Source organism: Paenibacillus phytohabitans (genome assembly GCF_013141775.1).
Lineage (GTDB): Bacteria > Bacillota > Bacilli > Paenibacillales > Paenibacillaceae > Paenibacillus_AQ > Paenibacillus_AQ phytohabitans.
Window position 1 is genome coordinate 1 of the sequence record NZ_WHOB01000091.1, and the last position, 15,814, is coordinate 15,814.

At 49.3% G+C, this 15,814-nt stretch carries 18 protein-coding genes; 2 read left to right on the plus strand and 16 right to left on the minus strand.

Going from position 1 to position 15,814, the window contains the following annotated elements:
* Window positions 1-220 precede the first annotated feature (220 nt).
* Together GC101_RS30635 and GC101_RS30640 are read right to left on the minus strand one after the other, a co-directional pair.
* Window positions 221-451 carry a hypothetical protein gene (locus tag GC101_RS30635; protein ID WP_025336637.1) on the minus strand — a complete coding sequence of 77 codons (231 nt, stop codon included), beginning with the start codon at window positions 449-451 and terminating at the stop codon, window positions 221-223.
* A 242-nt stretch (window positions 452-693) separates the two neighbouring features.
* Complete coding sequence (locus tag GC101_RS30640; protein WP_171720431.1) at window positions 694-1,305, minus strand: stage II sporulation protein M; 612 nt, start codon at window positions 1,303-1,305, stop codon at window positions 694-696.
* 131 nt (window positions 1,306-1,436) lie between these two features.
* Here GC101_RS30640 and pdaB point away from each other — a divergent pair, with 131 nt between their 5' ends.
* Complete coding sequence (pdaB, locus tag GC101_RS30645) at window positions 1,437-2,240, plus strand: polysaccharide deacetylase family sporulation protein PdaB (RefSeq protein ID WP_042140121.1); 804 nt, start codon at window positions 1,437-1,439, stop codon at window positions 2,238-2,240.
* Between the two features lie 49 nt (window positions 2,241-2,289).
* Here the strand turns inward: pdaB and GC101_RS30650 are convergent, their stop codons facing one another.
* Together GC101_RS30650 and GC101_RS30655 are read right to left on the minus strand one after the other, a co-directional pair.
* Window positions 2,290-3,111: a PPK2 family polyphosphate kinase gene (locus GC101_RS30650; protein ID WP_171720432.1), complete on the minus strand. Its 822-nt coding sequence runs from the start codon at window positions 3,109-3,111 to the stop codon at window positions 2,290-2,292.
* Window positions 3,112-3,241: 130 nt separating this feature from the next.
* A complete protein-coding gene (locus GC101_RS30655; protein WP_171720472.1) occupies window positions 3,242-3,832 on the minus strand; it encodes a KinB-signaling pathway activation protein in 591 nt (196 codons plus the stop codon).
* A 127-nt stretch (window positions 3,833-3,959) separates the two neighbouring features.
* Here GC101_RS30655 and gerD point away from each other — a divergent pair, with 127 nt between their 5' ends.
* Window positions 3,960-4,664 (plus strand): spore germination lipoprotein GerD, encoded by a 705-nt coding sequence (gene gerD, locus GC101_RS30660; protein ID WP_042140123.1) that lies wholly within the window; start codon window positions 3,960-3,962, stop codon window positions 4,662-4,664.
* 81 nt (window positions 4,665-4,745) lie between these two features.
* Here the strand turns inward: gerD and GC101_RS30665 are convergent, their stop codons facing one another.
* From GC101_RS30665 to GC101_RS30715, 12 genes are all read right to left on the minus strand, one after another.
* Complete coding sequence (locus GC101_RS30665; RefSeq protein WP_171720433.1) at window positions 4,746-5,855, minus strand: Mrp/NBP35 family ATP-binding protein; 1,110 nt, start codon at window positions 5,853-5,855, stop codon at window positions 4,746-4,748.
* 89 nt (window positions 5,856-5,944) lie between these two features.
* The gene (cwlD, locus tag GC101_RS30670) at window positions 5,945-6,691 is read right to left on the minus strand and encodes an N-acetylmuramoyl-L-alanine amidase CwlD (RefSeq protein WP_039310349.1); all 747 of its coding nucleotides are present in this window, start codon (window positions 6,689-6,691) and stop codon (window positions 5,945-5,947) included.
* Between the two features lie 72 nt (window positions 6,692-6,763).
* Entirely contained in the window at window positions 6,764-7,939 is a 1,176-nt protein-coding gene (sat, locus tag GC101_RS30675; protein WP_171720434.1) for a sulfate adenylyltransferase, read from the minus strand.
* Between the two features lie 35 nt (window positions 7,940-7,974).
* Entirely contained in the window at window positions 7,975-8,667 is a 693-nt protein-coding gene (locus tag GC101_RS30680) for a phosphoadenylyl-sulfate reductase (protein WP_171720435.1), read from the minus strand.
* A gap of 228 nt (window positions 8,668-8,895) precedes the next feature.
* Window positions 8,896-9,213 carry a hypothetical protein gene (locus GC101_RS30685; RefSeq protein WP_171720436.1) on the minus strand — a complete coding sequence of 106 codons (318 nt, stop codon included), beginning with the start codon at window positions 9,211-9,213 and terminating at the stop codon, window positions 8,896-8,898.
* A 441-nt stretch (window positions 9,214-9,654) separates the two neighbouring features.
* Window positions 9,655-9,906, minus strand: a complete 252-nt coding sequence (locus tag GC101_RS30690; RefSeq protein ID WP_171720437.1) for a hypothetical protein — start codon at window positions 9,904-9,906, stop codon at window positions 9,655-9,657.
* A 312-nt stretch (window positions 9,907-10,218) separates the two neighbouring features.
* Entirely contained in the window at window positions 10,219-10,524 is a 306-nt protein-coding gene (locus tag GC101_RS30695) for a hypothetical protein (protein WP_171720438.1), read from the minus strand.
* A gap of 144 nt (window positions 10,525-10,668) precedes the next feature.
* Window positions 10,669-10,776 carry a CD1375 family protein gene (locus tag GC101_RS35885; protein WP_216626823.1) on the minus strand — a complete coding sequence of 36 codons (108 nt, stop codon included), beginning with the start codon at window positions 10,774-10,776 and terminating at the stop codon, window positions 10,669-10,671.
* The gene (locus tag GC101_RS30700; RefSeq protein WP_171720439.1) at window positions 10,776-11,288 is read right to left on the minus strand and encodes an XkdW family protein; all 513 of its coding nucleotides are present in this window, start codon (window positions 11,286-11,288) and stop codon (window positions 10,776-10,778) included. Before GC101_RS30700 ends, GC101_RS35885 begins: the two co-directional genes overlap by 1 nt.
* 14 nt (window positions 11,289-11,302) lie before the next feature.
* Complete coding sequence (locus tag GC101_RS37010; protein ID WP_171720430.1) at window positions 11,303-14,128, minus strand: hypothetical protein; 2,826 nt, start codon at window positions 14,126-14,128, stop codon at window positions 11,303-11,305.
* Between the two features lie 12 nt (window positions 14,129-14,140).
* Complete coding sequence (locus tag GC101_RS30710) at window positions 14,141-14,692, minus strand: phage tail protein I (RefSeq protein ID WP_171720440.1); 552 nt, start codon at window positions 14,690-14,692, stop codon at window positions 14,141-14,143.
* Window positions 14,685-15,812 (minus strand): baseplate assembly protein, encoded by a 1,128-nt coding sequence (locus GC101_RS30715; RefSeq protein ID WP_171720441.1) that lies wholly within the window; start codon window positions 15,810-15,812, stop codon window positions 14,685-14,687. Before GC101_RS30715 ends, GC101_RS30710 begins: the two co-directional genes overlap by 8 nt.
* Window positions 15,813-15,814 lie beyond the last annotated feature (2 nt).

The window sequence follows — 15,814 nt, forward strand, 5'->3', positions numbered from 1 at the left end:
TTAGCTCTTCACCGCATCTCAGCGGCGACCTTTATAATATATCATAGTGTTTCGTTGTTTGGCAAGCTTTTTTTTGAAAAAGTTATTTTTCATTATTTCCTGCCTGCAGCACCCTTTTAAACATTCAAAAGGAGCGCGAGATATAATGTATCATGCCGGCTCCCTTTTAGTCAAGCTATTAGGTTAATTTTATTTGTTCCGGTCTTATAGCCTTTAGAATTCAATGTTTGAACTGTGAGGAACGTCCTCCCCACGCGTACTTGGACAACTCCTTCTGTGGGGCAAAACGTGCATACATACGGAATACGGTTTTATATCGATTGGCAATAGCGTGTCTGATATTCTGATCTAAACGCTGATCGCTCAAATCCAGAAGCATTTCATCCAGCTCTTTGCGCAAAACATAGTCCAGCTCCTTGCATTCCTTCTCATTGAACAACATCCCGAGCATATGCTTGGCCTCCTTCATGAAATTCATAGCTATCAACAACCATCAAATGCCATGTCCTCTACTGTAGAAAATAGACCATTCGATGTGGGAAGCTCCTATTGTACTGCTTACACTAGATTAACCGGAGCATTGGATCTATAACCATAATTATAAAAAATTCCATCATGGCATCGTTATATCCAAATTCCGACTATAGGGCCAATTTATTTGGCTTTTAATGTTATGCTCAATTCCCATAAATTTTATGATAAAAGTGAAAATGTAATTGTACTCTCAATGATTGCGGCAACGAACAGCAGAATAACAATCCATACCGAAGCGGTAAAAGTCTGCCGCATGAACGCCCGCCAATGGTCCGCTTCCCTCTCATTCCTCTTTCCCGCCCTAAACAGGGCAGACAACGCTTTGCCTCCGAACTGCAGACCAAAGGCACAGGCAATTATGATTGCCGGAATCTCGATAATCCCGTGCGGAAGCAATCCTTTTACAATCAGGGTGAACAGGTCCTGTCTCTGTATTGCGGATAGATGAATCAGATAACCAATGACCGCACCGTTAATCAGCAGGAAGAACACCGGTAATATTCCAAACAGTGCCCCTAGAAATATAATGACTACGCTTTTGATGCTGTTGTTCAGAAAGATAAATACAAAAAAGCTCCATTGCGGATTAGAGGATTCTCTGAGGCTCCCGCTGATTTCGCTGATTCCTTTCAATTGCTCATTCAACAGCTGCTGCAGACTTCCCGTACCGATCCAGCCAATTACTCCGCCGGCTATGAATAACAAGGCTGCTGTCAGCAGCGCTTTGCGGATCGTTCCCAGATCTTTGATAAACGTATTAAAAGATAACATGTGTACCTCCTGAAATGATATCGCTCTTTAAAAGCATTTGCTGCGGTTTTATATCTGCGGTCATAAGCGTCCTGTACGAGCATACATTTAGAACAAACAAGCATTTCGCATGGGAGAGGAGCGCTGACATTATGAATTCTTTTTATGTATTCAGCGGCAAAAAGATAAAACGGTTCATTTATATCTTTGCTGCTGCGCTTCTTACCGCCGGCGTCGTCTATGTCGAGAGGGGTAATATTACTGTTTTCTCTGAAGCAGCCCCTTCCGCCATTTACAGCGTGCCGACGGAAAAGAAGCTGATCGCCTTAACCTTTGATATTAGCTGGGGGGAGAAGAGACCGGAACCGATCCTGAAGGTGCTGGAAGACAAAAAGGTGGATAAGGCTACCTTCTTTCTATCCTCCCCTTGGAGTAAGACCCATCCAGAGATTGTCACCAGCATCAAAGACGCCGGATACGAGATTGGCAGCCACGGCCACAAGCATGTGAACTACAGTACACTGAGCAATGAAGAAATCCGTACGCAAATTACTACAGCCCATACGGTCTTGACCGAATTAACAGGTACACAGCCTAACCTCATCAGAATGCCTAACGGCGATTTTGACAAAAGAGTACTGCAGGTTGCCTCCGACCTTGGTTATAAGGTCATTCAATGGGATACAGATTCGCTGGACTGGAAGAACATCGGTGTGGATAATATCGTGAACCGTGTGACGAGCAAGGCCCATCCCGGAGATATCGTACTGCTGCATGCCAGTGACTCCTGTAAGCAGACTCATGAGGCATTGCCGCAAATCATTGATAAGCTGCGCAGCCAAGGATATGAATTCGTTACTGTCTCTGAATTAATCAGCCAAAGCAGTGCAGACGGCAAAGAAGTCCGCGACTCTGCTTGGCTGGATAATGGCTTGGAAGACGCTGCCGGGATGTAGTCCAGTCCAGTCTATTCCCAACGCAGCCGCTGCAGGGGATAGTTATCTATTAGTGCCGCGGAGAAATAAGCTCGGAAATATCCGGAGTAGGTGTATTTAGTTTCGGGTAGCTCAGGTCAAGCCCCTCCAGCGTTTTCACCACAATGGCCAGCGCCAGGTAATTGCGGTACCACCGGTGATTCGCCGGAATCCAGTACCACGGGGCTTTCTCTATGCTGCTTTGCTCAAAAACATCTTCATAGGCCTTTTGATAATCGTCCCAGTATTCACGCTCCTGCAGATCACTGGCGTCGAACTTCCAATGTTTCGCCGGATCATGAAGCCGCTCCTGGATCTTCTCCAGCTGCTTCTCCTTGGAGATATGCAGAAAGAGCTTGATTACCGTTGTCCCCTCTTCCGCCAGCATTTCCTCAAACTGGCGGATGTAGCGGAAACGCCGCTTGGCATCCTCTTTCTTCAGACTGCCGTGCACACGCGGTACCAGTACATCCTCATAATGCGAACGGTTGAACGCAGCGATATAGCCTTTGGGCGGTGTCTTCATATGGACTCTCCACAGGAAATCGTGTGCCTCCTCCTCAAGAGAGGGCTTCTTGAAGCTGGTGACGATGAACCCCTGCGGATTAATGCCGGAGAAAATATGCTTAACGGTTCCATCCTTTCCGCTCGAATCCATTCCTTGAAGTATAACCAGCAGGGAATGCTTCTTCTGTGCAAAAAGGATATCCTGAAGCTCAGCCAGCCGTTTCTTCAGCTTCTCCATTTTGGCTTCCGCTTCTTCTTTGGATTTGAATTCACCGCGTTCATTGGGATCGAGGTCCTTCAGGTGTGTTTCACTTGTGTCTTTTATCATATAACGCTTGATGTTCATATATTCCCTCCTCCACTCTGTTCTTTAAGATTAACCTCATCAACTTGATTTTAACCGTTCTGTATAAGCAATGCCAAAACCCCGCCACCCTGAGTGTATTCAGGTGAGCGGGGTTTTGGTTTATGGATTTTTAAATTGAGGCCGGTTTCAAAATCCGGTGCAGCATCAAAATCTGGAACGCATTGCAAGCGACCAGCGGAACCAGAATAAAAATGGTGGCGCTGTCTACGCCGATCCGGAGTACACCGATAATCTCAACAATGGTGATGGCGGTCATAAAGAAAAAGGTTGGAATCCAAGCCGAAGCGTTGGTACCCCGCATTTTGAACCAGGAAACAATAATTGCGGTAAGCAGAATCCCCAGACCCAAAATCAGGTCAGATGCAACACTCCGGTCCCCGCTCACAAAGGTACGCAGGAAAACCAGTTCAAGCAGCGCGAGCACTGCCAGCACCAGTTGTATGTACCGCCATGCCTTGCGCGGGAACACGCCGGTGCCCATGTAATTAAGAATCAGATAAGCGAAGAACCCAAGCTGTGCATATACACTGACGAGCACTCCGTAACCAAAAAGGATCAGGGAGTAAAGTAAAAGGTCGGCGGTGCTCTTGAAATCGATTCCGCCATTGACTGTCTGCAGGGCAAGACCGGCAATCACGGCCCCTCCTGCTCCGATCAAAAGCGTGGTCCAGAATAAATAAAACCATTTTCTTAAGTTCAGCGCTTTCACCTCCCCGTGTCAGATTTATTTTACCAAGGTTACCGTCAAAAAACCATTACACTCCAACATAAATGTGTGTCCCAGCGGCATACTACAGTCAGTAACTCTATAAAGGAGGGCAGCGCCAATGAAATGGAGGACTTTGTGGTCTGGAGGCTTGGCACTCGGCTTGGTTATGGCCTTAACGGCCTGCGGAGGCGAACAGAGCAGCAGTTCTTCTTCCGGACAGGGCGGATATAAGGAAATGAAGACGATGGTTGTAGATATATTGAAAAGCGATGAGGGGAAGAAGGCGGTTGAGGAGGCCCTTTCTACTCCCAGCTCGGGTGAAAGCAGCACAAGCGGGCTGAGCATGAAAATGATGCCGATGCAAACAACCGAGCAGATCCGGATCGCGGTTAAAGACACCATCACAGCTCCTGAGTACCAGAAGGAAATCGAAAAGATCATGACGGACCCGCAGTTTGCCGGGGAGTTCGCCAAAGCGATTAATACGCAGAGCAAGGAATTGCATCTTCAATTAATCAAGGACCCAACGTATCAAAAGTCTGTCGAAGAAATTATGAAATCGCCTGAAATGATGAAAATGTTCCTCGACCTTACTAAGACTTCCGATTACCGCAAGCAGTCCATGACCATTATGCAGGAGGCCATGCAGAATCCGCTCTTCCGGATGGAGGTACTCGACCTGCTCAAAACTGTAGTACAGGAAGAGCTGCAGCCTAAGGTACAGAAAAAGGATGCCGAAAAAGGCGGCGGGGGCGGCGGCGAGGAACAGGAAAGCGGGGGCGACAGTCAGAAACAGGAAGGCGGAGATGATTCCGGCTCCTAAAACAACATATACTTTTTTTTCAAAAAAGGCCTTGCCCCATATGGGACAGGCCTTTTTGTGTGCAAATAAATTTCTCAGAGCTTACTCTTCGTACTTGGCGATCAGCTTGTCTGCAATTTCTGCAAATAACCCTCCGGTTGGCGTATCCGCCTTATACACTGACGGTGAGAAATCAGGCTCAGAGATATGGTTGTCCGGTGCACCGAGCGGCACCTGGGCCAGCAGCTCTGTATGCAGTGTTTCGGCCAGACGGGCACCGCCGCCGCGTCCGAAGATATAATCCTTTTTGCCGCAGGAGGAACATTCATAATAGGCCATATTCTCGATGACCCCAAGAATCTCATGATCCGTCTGCAGAGCCATAGAGCCCGCTCTGGCAGCCACAAAGGCCGCCGTAGCATGAGGGGTGGTTACAATAATCTCCTTGCTGTGCGGCAGCATCTGGTGCACGTCAAGCGCCACATCGCCCGTTCCCGGAGGCAGATCCAGCAGCAGATAATCCAGTTCACCCCAGCCTACATCGCTGAAGAACTGGCGCAGCATTTTGCCAAGCATCGGCCCTCTCCAGATGACCGGACTATTCTCACGGATAAAGAAGCCCATCGACATGACCTTCACTCCGAATCGTTCCACCGGAATGATGATGCCCTCTTCCACGACTGGTCCCTCTTCAATGCCCATCATATCCGGGATACTGAAGCCATAAATGTCGGCATCGATCAGACCGACCTTTTTACCTTTTCTGGCTAGTGCTACGGCCAGGTTCACCGTCACCGTAGACTTTCCCACTCCGCCCTTGCCGCTGGCGATCGCGATGAAGTTCACACCCGAATTCTCGTTGATCAGCTCATGCCCCTCAAGGCCCGCTGCATGGCCTTTCAGCTTCTCGCCTTGTTCTGATTCCTGCTCGTCCTCTGAACTCTCTCCACGGAGTATAGCGCGTTCATAATCGGTGGCATCACGCAGACGGATATGAATATTATCCGCTCCGCCCTCAGTAAGCAAATCGCGAACCTGCTGCTCCAGCTCCATACGCTGCTTCTCCTCGGAGTCAAGACACACGACAGATAGCGAGATCCGGTCTTCTTTAATCATGATATCGCGGATCAGCTGTAATTCGACAAGGCTTTTTCCGGATTCCGGGTCTGTGAGCGGCTGCAAAAGTTCCTGAATTTGTTCCCTAGTCAGCATGGAAAGCACCTCTGTTCCTTCCCGGACGGGTAAGCTCCGGTATTTTCGTCTATTATAGCATTACCCTCCGGCGGAAGAGTAGTCCCACCCTATGGCTGCTCAGAGGTATACCGCAGGATCCCCCGGTAGATACTGGTTGCCACCTTCCGTTGATACACATCGTCTCCAAGCAGAACGGATTCCTCAGGATGGGATAGGAACCCTACCTCAACTAAGACAGCCGGCATCTTTAATACTTTTAACAAATAAATAGTGTTCGCAGTCTTGGCCACACGGTCTGTATTCTCAAGGGTAGCCTTCAGCTCATCCTGTACCAATCCGGCCAACGCCTTGTTGCCCTCATTGCTTGGATAATAGAAGGTTTGGGCTCCGCTCCAGCGGTTCGAAGGAATACTGTTCATATGTACGCTGATAAACAGATCGGCGCCCTTCTCCTCGATACTTCTGACCCGCTGCTTCAGATCCTCCGTCTTGCGTCTGGCATACCCTTTGGTGCTGTCCTGGGCCAGATCATAATCCCCTTCCCGGGTCATTACTACAATAGCTCCCGCCTGCTGCAGATAATCGCGTAAATAGAGGGACACTGATAAGTTGATATCCTTCTCAATCAGCCCCTCCCGGCTCACCGCGCCGCCATCCGGACCCCCGTGGCCCGCATCAATGGCAATTACCTTGCCGGAAAGCGGCAGACTCCAATAATTGATCGTCTTGGCAGTCGGCATATCATAAGCAATGATACCGATCATCACAGCGAGTAATGCAGCGCCCAGGATGCTTTTTTTGATGCTGCTCCAAGAGATCCAGACCGAGACTTTATGCTGCTGTCGGCCAGACATAACAAAGACCCCCTCGTCCCGATAGATTCTACTCATCTATATGGGACAAGAGGGCCAAATAGTACTGGCTGTTTAAGCTTGGACCGAAACTTCCGGAGACATGCCTTCAATCAGAATCTGCGCCACTTCGGGGCGCGTGAATTCAGGAGGCGGACATTGTCCGTCGCGAAGAAGTGCCCGTACCTTAGTTCCGGAGAGCGTCAAATGCTGATCACCCGGATGCGGGCAGGTTTTGCTGGAGGCCATGTTGCCGCATTTCACACAGAAGAAGCTATGCTCGAAGAATAATGGCGTAATGCCAAGTTCCTCGGCGGTAAAGTTCGCAAAGATCTCCTGCGCTTCGTAAGTGCCGTAGTAGTCACCCACACCGGCATGATCACGACCGACAATAAAATGTGTGCAGCCGTAATTCTTGCGCACCATCGCATGGAATATGGCTTCACGCGGTCCGGCATAACGCATTGCCGCCGGGAATACACCCAGGAATGTGCGGTTCTCCGGATAATAATTCTCCAAGAGCGCAAGATAACTCTTCATCCGCACATTGGCCGGCACATCGTCAGACTTGGTTTCACCCACAAGCGGATTCAGGAACAGAGCGTCTACAACCTCCATAGCGCACTTCTGGATGTACTCATGAGCGCGGTGTACCGGATTGCGTGTCTGGAAGCCCACAACGGTTCTCCAGCCTTTATCCGCGAAGATCTGACGGGTCTCGGCAGGGTCGAAATAGAACTCACCGAATTTCTCAGGCTGCGGCCGGTTCAGTACAGTTATAGGACCACCTACATAAGTTGCCGGACGGGCGAGCAGTTTGCTTACGCCAGGATGCTCTGAATCGGTTGTCTTGAACACATTCTGCGCTTCCAGCTGCTGATCCACTTCGTAGATGCTTTCAATATCAAGCAGTCCGTAGACTACACCGTCTTCTTCACCAATCAGCGACACTCTGTCACCCACTGCAAGGGATGCCGCCTGCTTGTCATCTACAGCGAGTGTGATAGGAATGCTCCATACGGTTCCATCTGCAAGTCGCATGCTTGTGACCACAGAATGGTAGTCCGCTTCATTCAAGAAACCCGTGAGCGGCGAAAATGCACCTACACCAATCAAATCCAAATCAGATAAAGTCCATGTATTGAGAGCAATTGATTTATTGGCTGAGGCTTGCTGCAACAGTTGTTCTCTCTCCGCACCCTCTGCTATACGCTGAACCAGCGCTCCTCCATGAGGAAGTATTGAAGTCATCCTTGTTCTCTCCTCCTGTGTGCAATGCTAGTGTGTTATTTGTGCAATCCACATTCTGTTTTGTCTGATCCGGACCATCTTCCGGCACGCGGATCTTCACCAGGCATAACCGCCCGGGTGCATTGCTCACAGCCGATACTAGGGAAGTTACGGTCATGAAGCGGGTTATAGACCACATCATTCTCGCGGATATAATTCCATACATCCTCTGTGGTCCAGTTCGCAATCGGATTAAACTTTACAAGGCCAAATTTGTTATCATACTCTACCTTTTTGGAGTTGGCGCGGGTTGGCGCCTGGTCACGGCGGATTCCGGTAATCCAAGCGTCGTATTGTGAAAGAATACGCGTGAGCGGCTCAACCTTACGGATGGCGCAGCATTGATTCGGGTCAGTGTTCCAAAGTGCCTCACCATACTGCAGTGCCTGCTCTTCTACTGTAATCTGTGGCGATACACGGACGAACTCCATTCCGTACTTGTCGGCCATAATATCTCTTGTCTCATAGGTTTCCTTGAAATGATAATCGGTGTCGAGATAGAACACATCTGTCGACGGGCTGACCTTCTGGATCATATCCACTAGTACTACATCTTCGGCACCAAAACTGCAGGCAAACGTTATATTAGGAAAAGTCTCTACCGCCCAGCGGATAATCTCTTCGGGAGTGGCATTCTCCAATTCTTCAGCTTTAACTTTGATTAAATCCTCTTTCTCGAGCAGATTCATCTAATCTTCCTCCATCCGGATGTAGCCAAGATCGAATCCTCTGAGAGGCTAATCCCGACTAATTCTATATGGTATAGTATATCCGTTTCAGTGGCGAAGTCAATGGGTTTTGTTCATTTTGGAATAAAGTATTCAGGGAATTAATATTTTGATGATAAAAACATAAAAAGCTCGCGGCCATAACGGCTGAGAGCTTGAATTCCTTTAGAACAAGGGAATAGATATTATCTAATTGTTAGTTACTGCTTGTGTAAACATTTCAAAATGTTGTTCTTCAGTGTACTCATTTGTTATGCGGCCCTCTGAGGTATAAGAAAGCTCATTATGACGAGTATATAGCAACAAGTTATCTTGAACCTTTGTATAAAATAATTCAAGGTTATTTATGTTTTTAATCTGCATCTCATTACCGTATTCAACTTCAGCTTTGCTTATAGATAAGGTTAATACTTTCTTTCCCTCATAGGGACCATAAATTAGTGAAACATTAGATTCGGTATTTACATTTTTAATAAGTTTTCCTTTCTCGTCAGTATACGTAATCACGACAGTATTCCGAAGTCCCTCTTTCGTCTCTTTATCAATATTGACAAAGATCGACTCTACTTCCAATCCAGGAATGGCTGGTACTTTTGCAGTATCTATATATTCTTTTATAGTGTCATTAGTTTTTGTGAAATTTTGTTGATTTGAAGAGCACCCTATTATCGTAATCAGTAATAAAATCCGGTTTTCATGGTTCCTCCTTTATTTAAACAGCTATCAGGATCGTATTGTAGGGTATCGATAAAATACCACTATTTTACAGAATTCACAAAGTGTAAACAACTCTTAATGTTTCGAGAACTGTGGAGCAGGACGAGCGGCTCTGAGGCATGTTTCTTACGTTCAGACAGGGCATAGCTGCGCTCGATCAGTGTCACCGTAGATGCTGCAAGTACTGGATGCAGCCCATTAAGCCGGGACAAGGATTTAAGTTGTACCTGATCAAGCGTCAGCATCGCGCTTCGCCTCCTCTTTAACGGCCGGAAAGATCATAAACAGATCCTGCCGCCGGGTATACATGAGTACGGTCAGGATTACCAGCCCCAGCGTTGTTCCAGTCTGTGCAATATCCCAGCCTTGGGATTTCAGTGCGGCATACACAGCGGAATCCCCAGATGCGATTGAGAAACGAATCCAGAACGCCACGGCCATCTTGACCGTATATGCTCCCAGGAAGAAGAACGCCGCAAGCATGAATAAGCTCACCACCCTGGCGCGGAGTCTTTTCCGAAAGTATAGAAAAAGTGCAGCCATAAGCAGCAGCGCACAAATAAATGATATAAGATAAGCAATCAACAGCAAGATATCAATGCCCCCCATGATTAACACCCCGATCGTATATTAGAAATTCAGCAAAACCGTTGTTCCGGATCTCCTCTTGTATGTCCTTCGAAGTATCCTTGTACCTGGCAATCGCAAATGATACCCTGCGGGATGCCCGCGCCAGCTCCTGCTCTCTCTCTTTATGCTGGGGCGATAAACGTTTCATCCATCGTCTAAACACGGTTATCCTCCCCTGTCCTCATCATTGCCGGGATTGTTACTTGCGGCATGGTCTATTTTGAGCCCCTGCAGTACTTGGAGTGTCGGTGCCATAAAGTCTGACCGCTCTTTGTCGAGGATACTTTGCAGCCGGTCCCGGTCCTCCTCGGCACGATCCAGCAGCTCACGCGGCACCCATTTTCCGCGCCGGATATCTGTCACAAAACCGAATACGACAAAGACCAGTACCAGTGCCAAAATGTAAGCAAGTCCATATTTATCTGTGAGCGGCAGCAGCTTTTCCAAAATTAATACATTGTTGCTATCCATTCCCCCGCTCCTCTCTCTGATATAAAGCCCCCGAAGGGGCTTCGGAGGCAAAATAAAAACGCCATTATAGGCGCTAGCGATATCTATTCAACAGGCAATGGGTCCGATCTCATCCGGTTCAGAAGCGGCCCAGCTAAATACTGGTTAAGCATTGTCGGCCAGGAGTGCCTGAACCTCATCTCGGATCACGAGGGGTACCTGCTCAATTGTTTTGAGTCCCTTACGGATCAGGCTTGCATATACTTGCGGCATTATACGTCACCCCCTATCAGCGGTAATACTAGCTCGTACAGTTCAACCAGGGCAAGCTGTGCGCCTGTGGCCTCATCTTGGGCAAACTCTAATTGCTCGTACGTGTCCGTCAATGCTATCCGCGTTTGTACCAGCTCCTCGCGGACCTGCTCGATTTCCGTCAGCTCCGGTGGCTTATTGGCTTCGTACTTCTGGTAAGCTTCCCAGGCTGCTTCCAGTTCGGCTTTTGTGGGCTGTGGTTCGTCTAAATTCCAGACTGCGATATACGGGCCACGCTCTACCAGGTCGTAATCTTCGCCCTCTAAGAGCAGATTATAGTCGATGCTGTAACGGTAATGTACGCCTTCAACTGGTTCTTCGCCTTCTTCTGGTGGCTTAATCTCATAACGGACACGGCCTTTTTCTTCTGCTCCCGGGCGCAGGATAGGTTCCAGGCCGTTGTCCCAAACTTCAAAGTCTTTTAACGCATCGACTTTGGGAAAAATAAATTTTATTGCTGCCGGTATATTCATTTGTAATTCCTCCTTTATGCAACTCTGATAACTTCAAGCCTAGTTATATCATTTCCTCCTGTAAGCGTGAGAGCATTAGTGGTGTGTACTTGAATAGCGAAGTAATCCCCCGCTGGCAGGTAGAGTTGAATATCCCCCGATAGCATAATGTGCATACTTGTGGAACCAGCATTCTTTACGTCCATTGTGTACCCTGCAGATCCGTTTTGAAGAACTCTTAGTTGGCATTGAATCGTGGCAGGTACGTATGCCACCAATCCAGACGCCTTGACTTTGTACCATCCTGTTTGGGGAGAAGTGAACACCCCCGTAGTTCCGTTATACCCGTTCAATTGATTAGTAGACACACCAGCGTATTTTATTGATGTGTAGGCGCCTGCAGTTAGTGCTTGATCTGCATTCGCTGACGCCCAGACAGCCGCTCTTGAAAATTGTGTATTATCTCCCCAAGGGTTAATGACACCCGCGCCCATTGATATATTTGATCCATTAGATGTGAATGAAACCCCCGACAAGGTATTTCCGTCCCCGCCGATTTTAGATGATTCCATTGCATAGTAGGCGTTTGAGTTAGCACTCCCCGTACACCATGTCATGTAAACATTCGCGGCACTTCGAGAAATCAACGCCGCCCATTTATTAGATATCACGCATGATGCAAGAACAGCAGAACCACCATAGATAACGAAACCAGCATTTGAAGTATCCGCCGCAGTTGCTGAACAAGTATTAAAATATGTCCAAGAACAATAACTAAATTCAAAAGAATTGGCATTATTTGTTGTGCTCGTGAGTGCGGTAAGCGTAACAGGCAAAGTATTTGAAGCTCCTAACGCTTTTACGATGTTTACGGTAGCAGTTCCCGTAATCGCAAAACTCCCTTTTCCAAAAAAACCTTTAATTACAATCGACTCAGCATAAGTCCCCATCGCAACATTGATATTCACATCATGGTTAATTGCTTTAGGGAGCGAGTCAATAGCTTTTTGAATCGTCTTAAACGCCCCGCCCGCCGTATTAGCTAAACCGTCATTCGAGTCATTACCATCCGTCCGCACATAGTAAGTAACATCCGCCGTGGTCTGCTGCGGTGTAGTGGTTAGATTAGCCTTAGTATTCAGCTGCCCCTGAATCCCCGCTGTCACGCCGTCCAGGTAACCAAACTCTGCATTGGATACAACACCTGTCCCGATCTTGGAAGCATCAATAGCTGCTGCGGTATTAACGTCAGCATTAACAATCGCCCCAGCGGTGATTGTAGCTGTCCCCGCTCCTGCAGCCATCGTGATATCTCCGGAGATAGCCGGGAGACGCGCGGCGGCAAGCGTTCCGCTCGACAAGTCCGCAGCGGATCGTGTAGGCAAGTCCGCCAAGGAGGCCCCTGTTTTGCTGAGCTTGGTCCAGGCAATGGCTGCCGAGGCATTTACATCCGCATCCACAATTACACCGGCTGCAATCGCAGTCACACCGTCCCCTGTACTGGTTACATCACCAATGTGATTAGGGTGCGTGTATACCGTGGCATTCGTGCCATTGATGGTGATTACTCCGTTTGATGCTGAATTGGCTACAACAGTAGCCCCGGCTGCAATGCTATCTAATTTGGCTTTATCCGCAGCCGACTCCAGTCCAGCAGTTGTTGTGGTCGCTACAGCGGTTGAGGCTTTAGCATTCCAGGTTGATTTTTCAGTATCCGTGACGAATCTATTCGAAGCATCTTGCACAATGATGCCCGGTGGATGTGTGGCTGGGTGAGTATAGTTATTGGCTCCCACTGCCACTCCATCCAGTTTCGCCTTATCGGCAGCCGATTGAAATCCGGCCAATGTAGTTGTGGCCACTGCGTGCGCCGTACCTCCAGCACCAATATGGGCGGTTAAATTTGCCTGAACGGCATTAGCCTTACCTGTAGCATCTGTCGCAGCCGCTGCCTGAGCAGCGGCCGCTTTTGTGGTTGCGTCAGCTGCCGCTGCGGTCTTGGCAGCATCCGCCTTGTCCTGTGCCCCCGCCGGTGTCTCCTTAGCGTTCCATGCCGTCCGCTCCGCCGCCGTAAGATGCCGCGTGGCGTCATCCGCATGCGCCTTAGCCGCTTCCAGCGTTGTGGCCGGCGCAGTCCGCCAAGAAGACTTGCCTGTGATAGATTTGATCATATTGGCCAGCCAGCCCAGCAGGGTTGTAATAGTGCCGGTATCTCCTGTCGGGGCTATAGTATCAGATATTGTCCGGTTGCCTATAACCGTGTCTGATGCCGAGCCAGCTCCACCAGCTCCCGCAGTAATTCCCGAGAGTTTGTTTTTCTCGGTCGTGGTGTAGTCATTGGCGGACAGCCCCTTGCCGGATACCTTATCAACCTTAGCAGCGTCAACAGCGTCCAACTCGGACTTTTTCGCGAATACAAGTGATTCATCAATCATCGCCTTAATATTTGCCGCCGTCCCAACGACAACAACGCAGTCAAAGGCCTTCTCAATGATATCCGTTCCGCCGCCGGGCGCGATATAATCCGCTGTCACTCCCGCATTGGCATACGCGTAGAGGATCTCTCCGCCATCCGGATCTTGGGCGAATACCCCAACCTCCCGGAAATAAAAGCCTGTGGTGATATCGGCGTTGGACAGAGTCGTGCCGATAATCACTTTGTTAGGCGGTTGCATCTGAAGACGGGCAATAGGCAAGCTTTTCTTAAGAGATATCAGCGCATTCAGTGCGGGTACGGATTGTCCGCTAAGCGATCCGTCGCCAATGGCGATCCTAGTATAATTGAGCTGCGTTCCCGCCTGTGCTTTTCCTTGCAGCGCCAATCCTTTATTGGTTAATGTCATGCCTCCAAATACTGCCACATGTTTCACTCCCTAAATCGTAATGTGTTCCCCGAAATGTAAAAAGCCGCCGAAGTAAAAGGGCAGCTGCTCAGCTTGTGAAATTGTGACGCTGTCCAGCACAGCTGACAAACGCTTGACTGCATCGACTGCGGCAATGAACTCCTGCGCCCGCTCCGAAGTCACATCGGCATTGTTGGTGACTACCCGGAAATGATGCGGCTCCCCGCCATACTGCCACCATTCTTCCACTGCCCCTTGGCCAAACAAGATCGCAATCAGGTCCTCTACCGCTCCGGCCGTACCTTTATGCCTGTGAAATGGTATGGCATTTTTGATTAGCAACCGTTTTTGATCCAAAGGCAGATCCGGATCATAATAGGGCGGCTTGAACTGCCAGGCCAGTTCATCTGCTTCTGCATTTGTCCACTCTGCTGACCGCCCGAACAGCTCCAGGCCGGCAATCATACTGCTTGTCTCTTGCAGCTGTATATCCAGCGCAACAGCAGCCGCAGCCATCGCAGGATCATTGCGGATGGGAAGCGGCAGCAGATCAAACAGACTTACGGTCTGAATATTAATCATCTGCCAACCCTCCGTAAGTGATTGTCGTTGTGCCAGTCTGAGCAATCTGGGTTGCTGACAGAACCGTGTACCCGGGAGCTGCCGCGACCACCCGAAGCGCCCCGGCAGCCATGATTCGGGCTATCAGCTCCGAAGGGTTAATATCCCGGCCCAGCTTGGAACGCTGCCAGAGCTGATAAGCAGCAACTGCCGCCGATACGGCTGCCTGGATACCCGGTACCTCAGCAGCCCGGCTGCGGCTGATATAATAGGTAACTGCTGTGTTAAAGCTGACTGGTTGTGGCGCACTCACGGTTACCAGATCTGTCAGTGGCCGGATCCCCCGGTCTTCCAAGGTCTCGGCAATGGAACTCAGCACATCTTCACCGGGAATCTGCCCCTCGGCAAGTAAGGGAACGACCGTAACACGGCCTGCTGCCGGAGAGTACGCATGGACATCCAGGATTGCAGAGGATGTGGACTTAGCCCAGAATTCATAAGCTCCCTGTGGACCAGCCGTCGAATAGGATTCCGGCGCATTGCGGATACGTTCTTTGAAAGCTTCATCCGTTTCTGCAGCGGCTCCACCGGAGCTGGTTGTCAGATTGGTTACAGATTGGACAAAGGGCAACGGGTCCATCTGAACATTAATCTGTCCGGGCAAGAATCCGTTCCCTATCGTTCCAGAGTCGGAGCATTGTGCCGTTGCAATACCCACAGTCTCTCCCGCCGGAATTTCCAGATACTCCGTAGTTGTAAAATAGATTGAACCATTGCCGCCCTGCGCCCCAACGCGGGTTCCTGCAGGAATCGAAGTCACTGAAGCCAGCGGAATGGATAAGACAAACTGAAGAGTGACGATTGCCGCCGACGCCTTCAAGCGCTTTGAACCCTGAAAAGCGCCCATATGATCCAGGAGCGTCCCGGAGGCGTAGCGCAGCAGATTTGCTTTTGACGTCTGATTAATAAGCACCTTCTGCTGTACAATGACCGCTGCCAGCGAGGACAAAAAAAGCCGCACCGGATCGGCGGGCTGCAAAGTACGTCCAGCAAGGCCTTCATATACAGTGATCACATTCTGCTGTACGGCTGCTGTGTCCTCTTCGGCGAAGAGAATTTCCGGTAATTCAGCATATTCCAATT

Excerpts from the sequence above, each read along its gene's own strand:
- GC101_RS30635 (WP_025336637.1), bottom strand. The coding sequence starts at position 451 with ATGCTCGGGATGTTGTTCAATGAGAAGGAATGCAAGGAGCTGGACTAT.
- GC101_RS30640 (WP_171720431.1), bottom strand. The coding sequence starts at position 1,305 with ATGTTATCTTTTAATACGTTTATCAAAGATCTGGGAACGATCCGCAAA.
- pdaB (WP_042140121.1), top strand. The coding sequence starts at position 1,437 with ATGAATTCTTTTTATGTATTCAGCGGCAAAAAGATAAAACGGTTCATT.
- GC101_RS30650 (WP_171720432.1), bottom strand. The coding sequence starts at position 3,111 with ATGAACATCAAGCGTTATATGATAAAAGACACAAGTGAAACACACCTG.
- gerD (WP_042140123.1), top strand. The coding sequence starts at position 3,960 with ATGAAATGGAGGACTTTGTGGTCTGGAGGCTTGGCACTCGGCTTGGTT.
- GC101_RS30665 (WP_171720433.1), bottom strand. The coding sequence starts at position 5,855 with ATGCTGACTAGGGAACAAATTCAGGAACTTTTGCAGCCGCTCACAGAC.
- cwlD (WP_039310349.1), bottom strand. The coding sequence starts at position 6,691 with ATGTCTGGCCGACAGCAGCATAAAGTCTCGGTCTGGATCTCTTGGAGC.
- sat (WP_171720434.1), bottom strand. The coding sequence starts at position 7,939 with ATGACTTCAATACTTCCTCATGGAGGAGCGCTGGTTCAGCGTATAGCA.
- GC101_RS30680 (WP_171720435.1), bottom strand. The coding sequence starts at position 8,667 with ATGAATCTGCTCGAGAAAGAGGATTTAATCAAAGTTAAAGCTGAAGAA.
- GC101_RS30690 (WP_171720437.1), bottom strand. The coding sequence starts at position 9,906 with ATGCTTGCGGCGTTCTTCTTCCTGGGAGCATATACGGTCAAGATGGCC.
- GC101_RS30695 (WP_171720438.1), bottom strand. The coding sequence starts at position 10,524 with ATGGATAGCAACAATGTATTAATTTTGGAAAAGCTGCTGCCGCTCACA.
- GC101_RS35885 (WP_216626823.1), bottom strand. The coding sequence starts at position 10,776 with ATGCCGCAAGTATATGCAAGCCTGATCCGTAAGGGACTCAAAACAATT.
- GC101_RS30700 (WP_171720439.1), bottom strand. The coding sequence starts at position 11,288 with ATGAATATACCGGCAGCAATAAAATTTATTTTTCCCAAAGTCGATGCG.
- GC101_RS30710 (WP_171720440.1), bottom strand. The coding sequence starts at position 14,692 with ATGATTAATATTCAGACCGTAAGTCTGTTTGATCTGCTGCCGCTTCCC.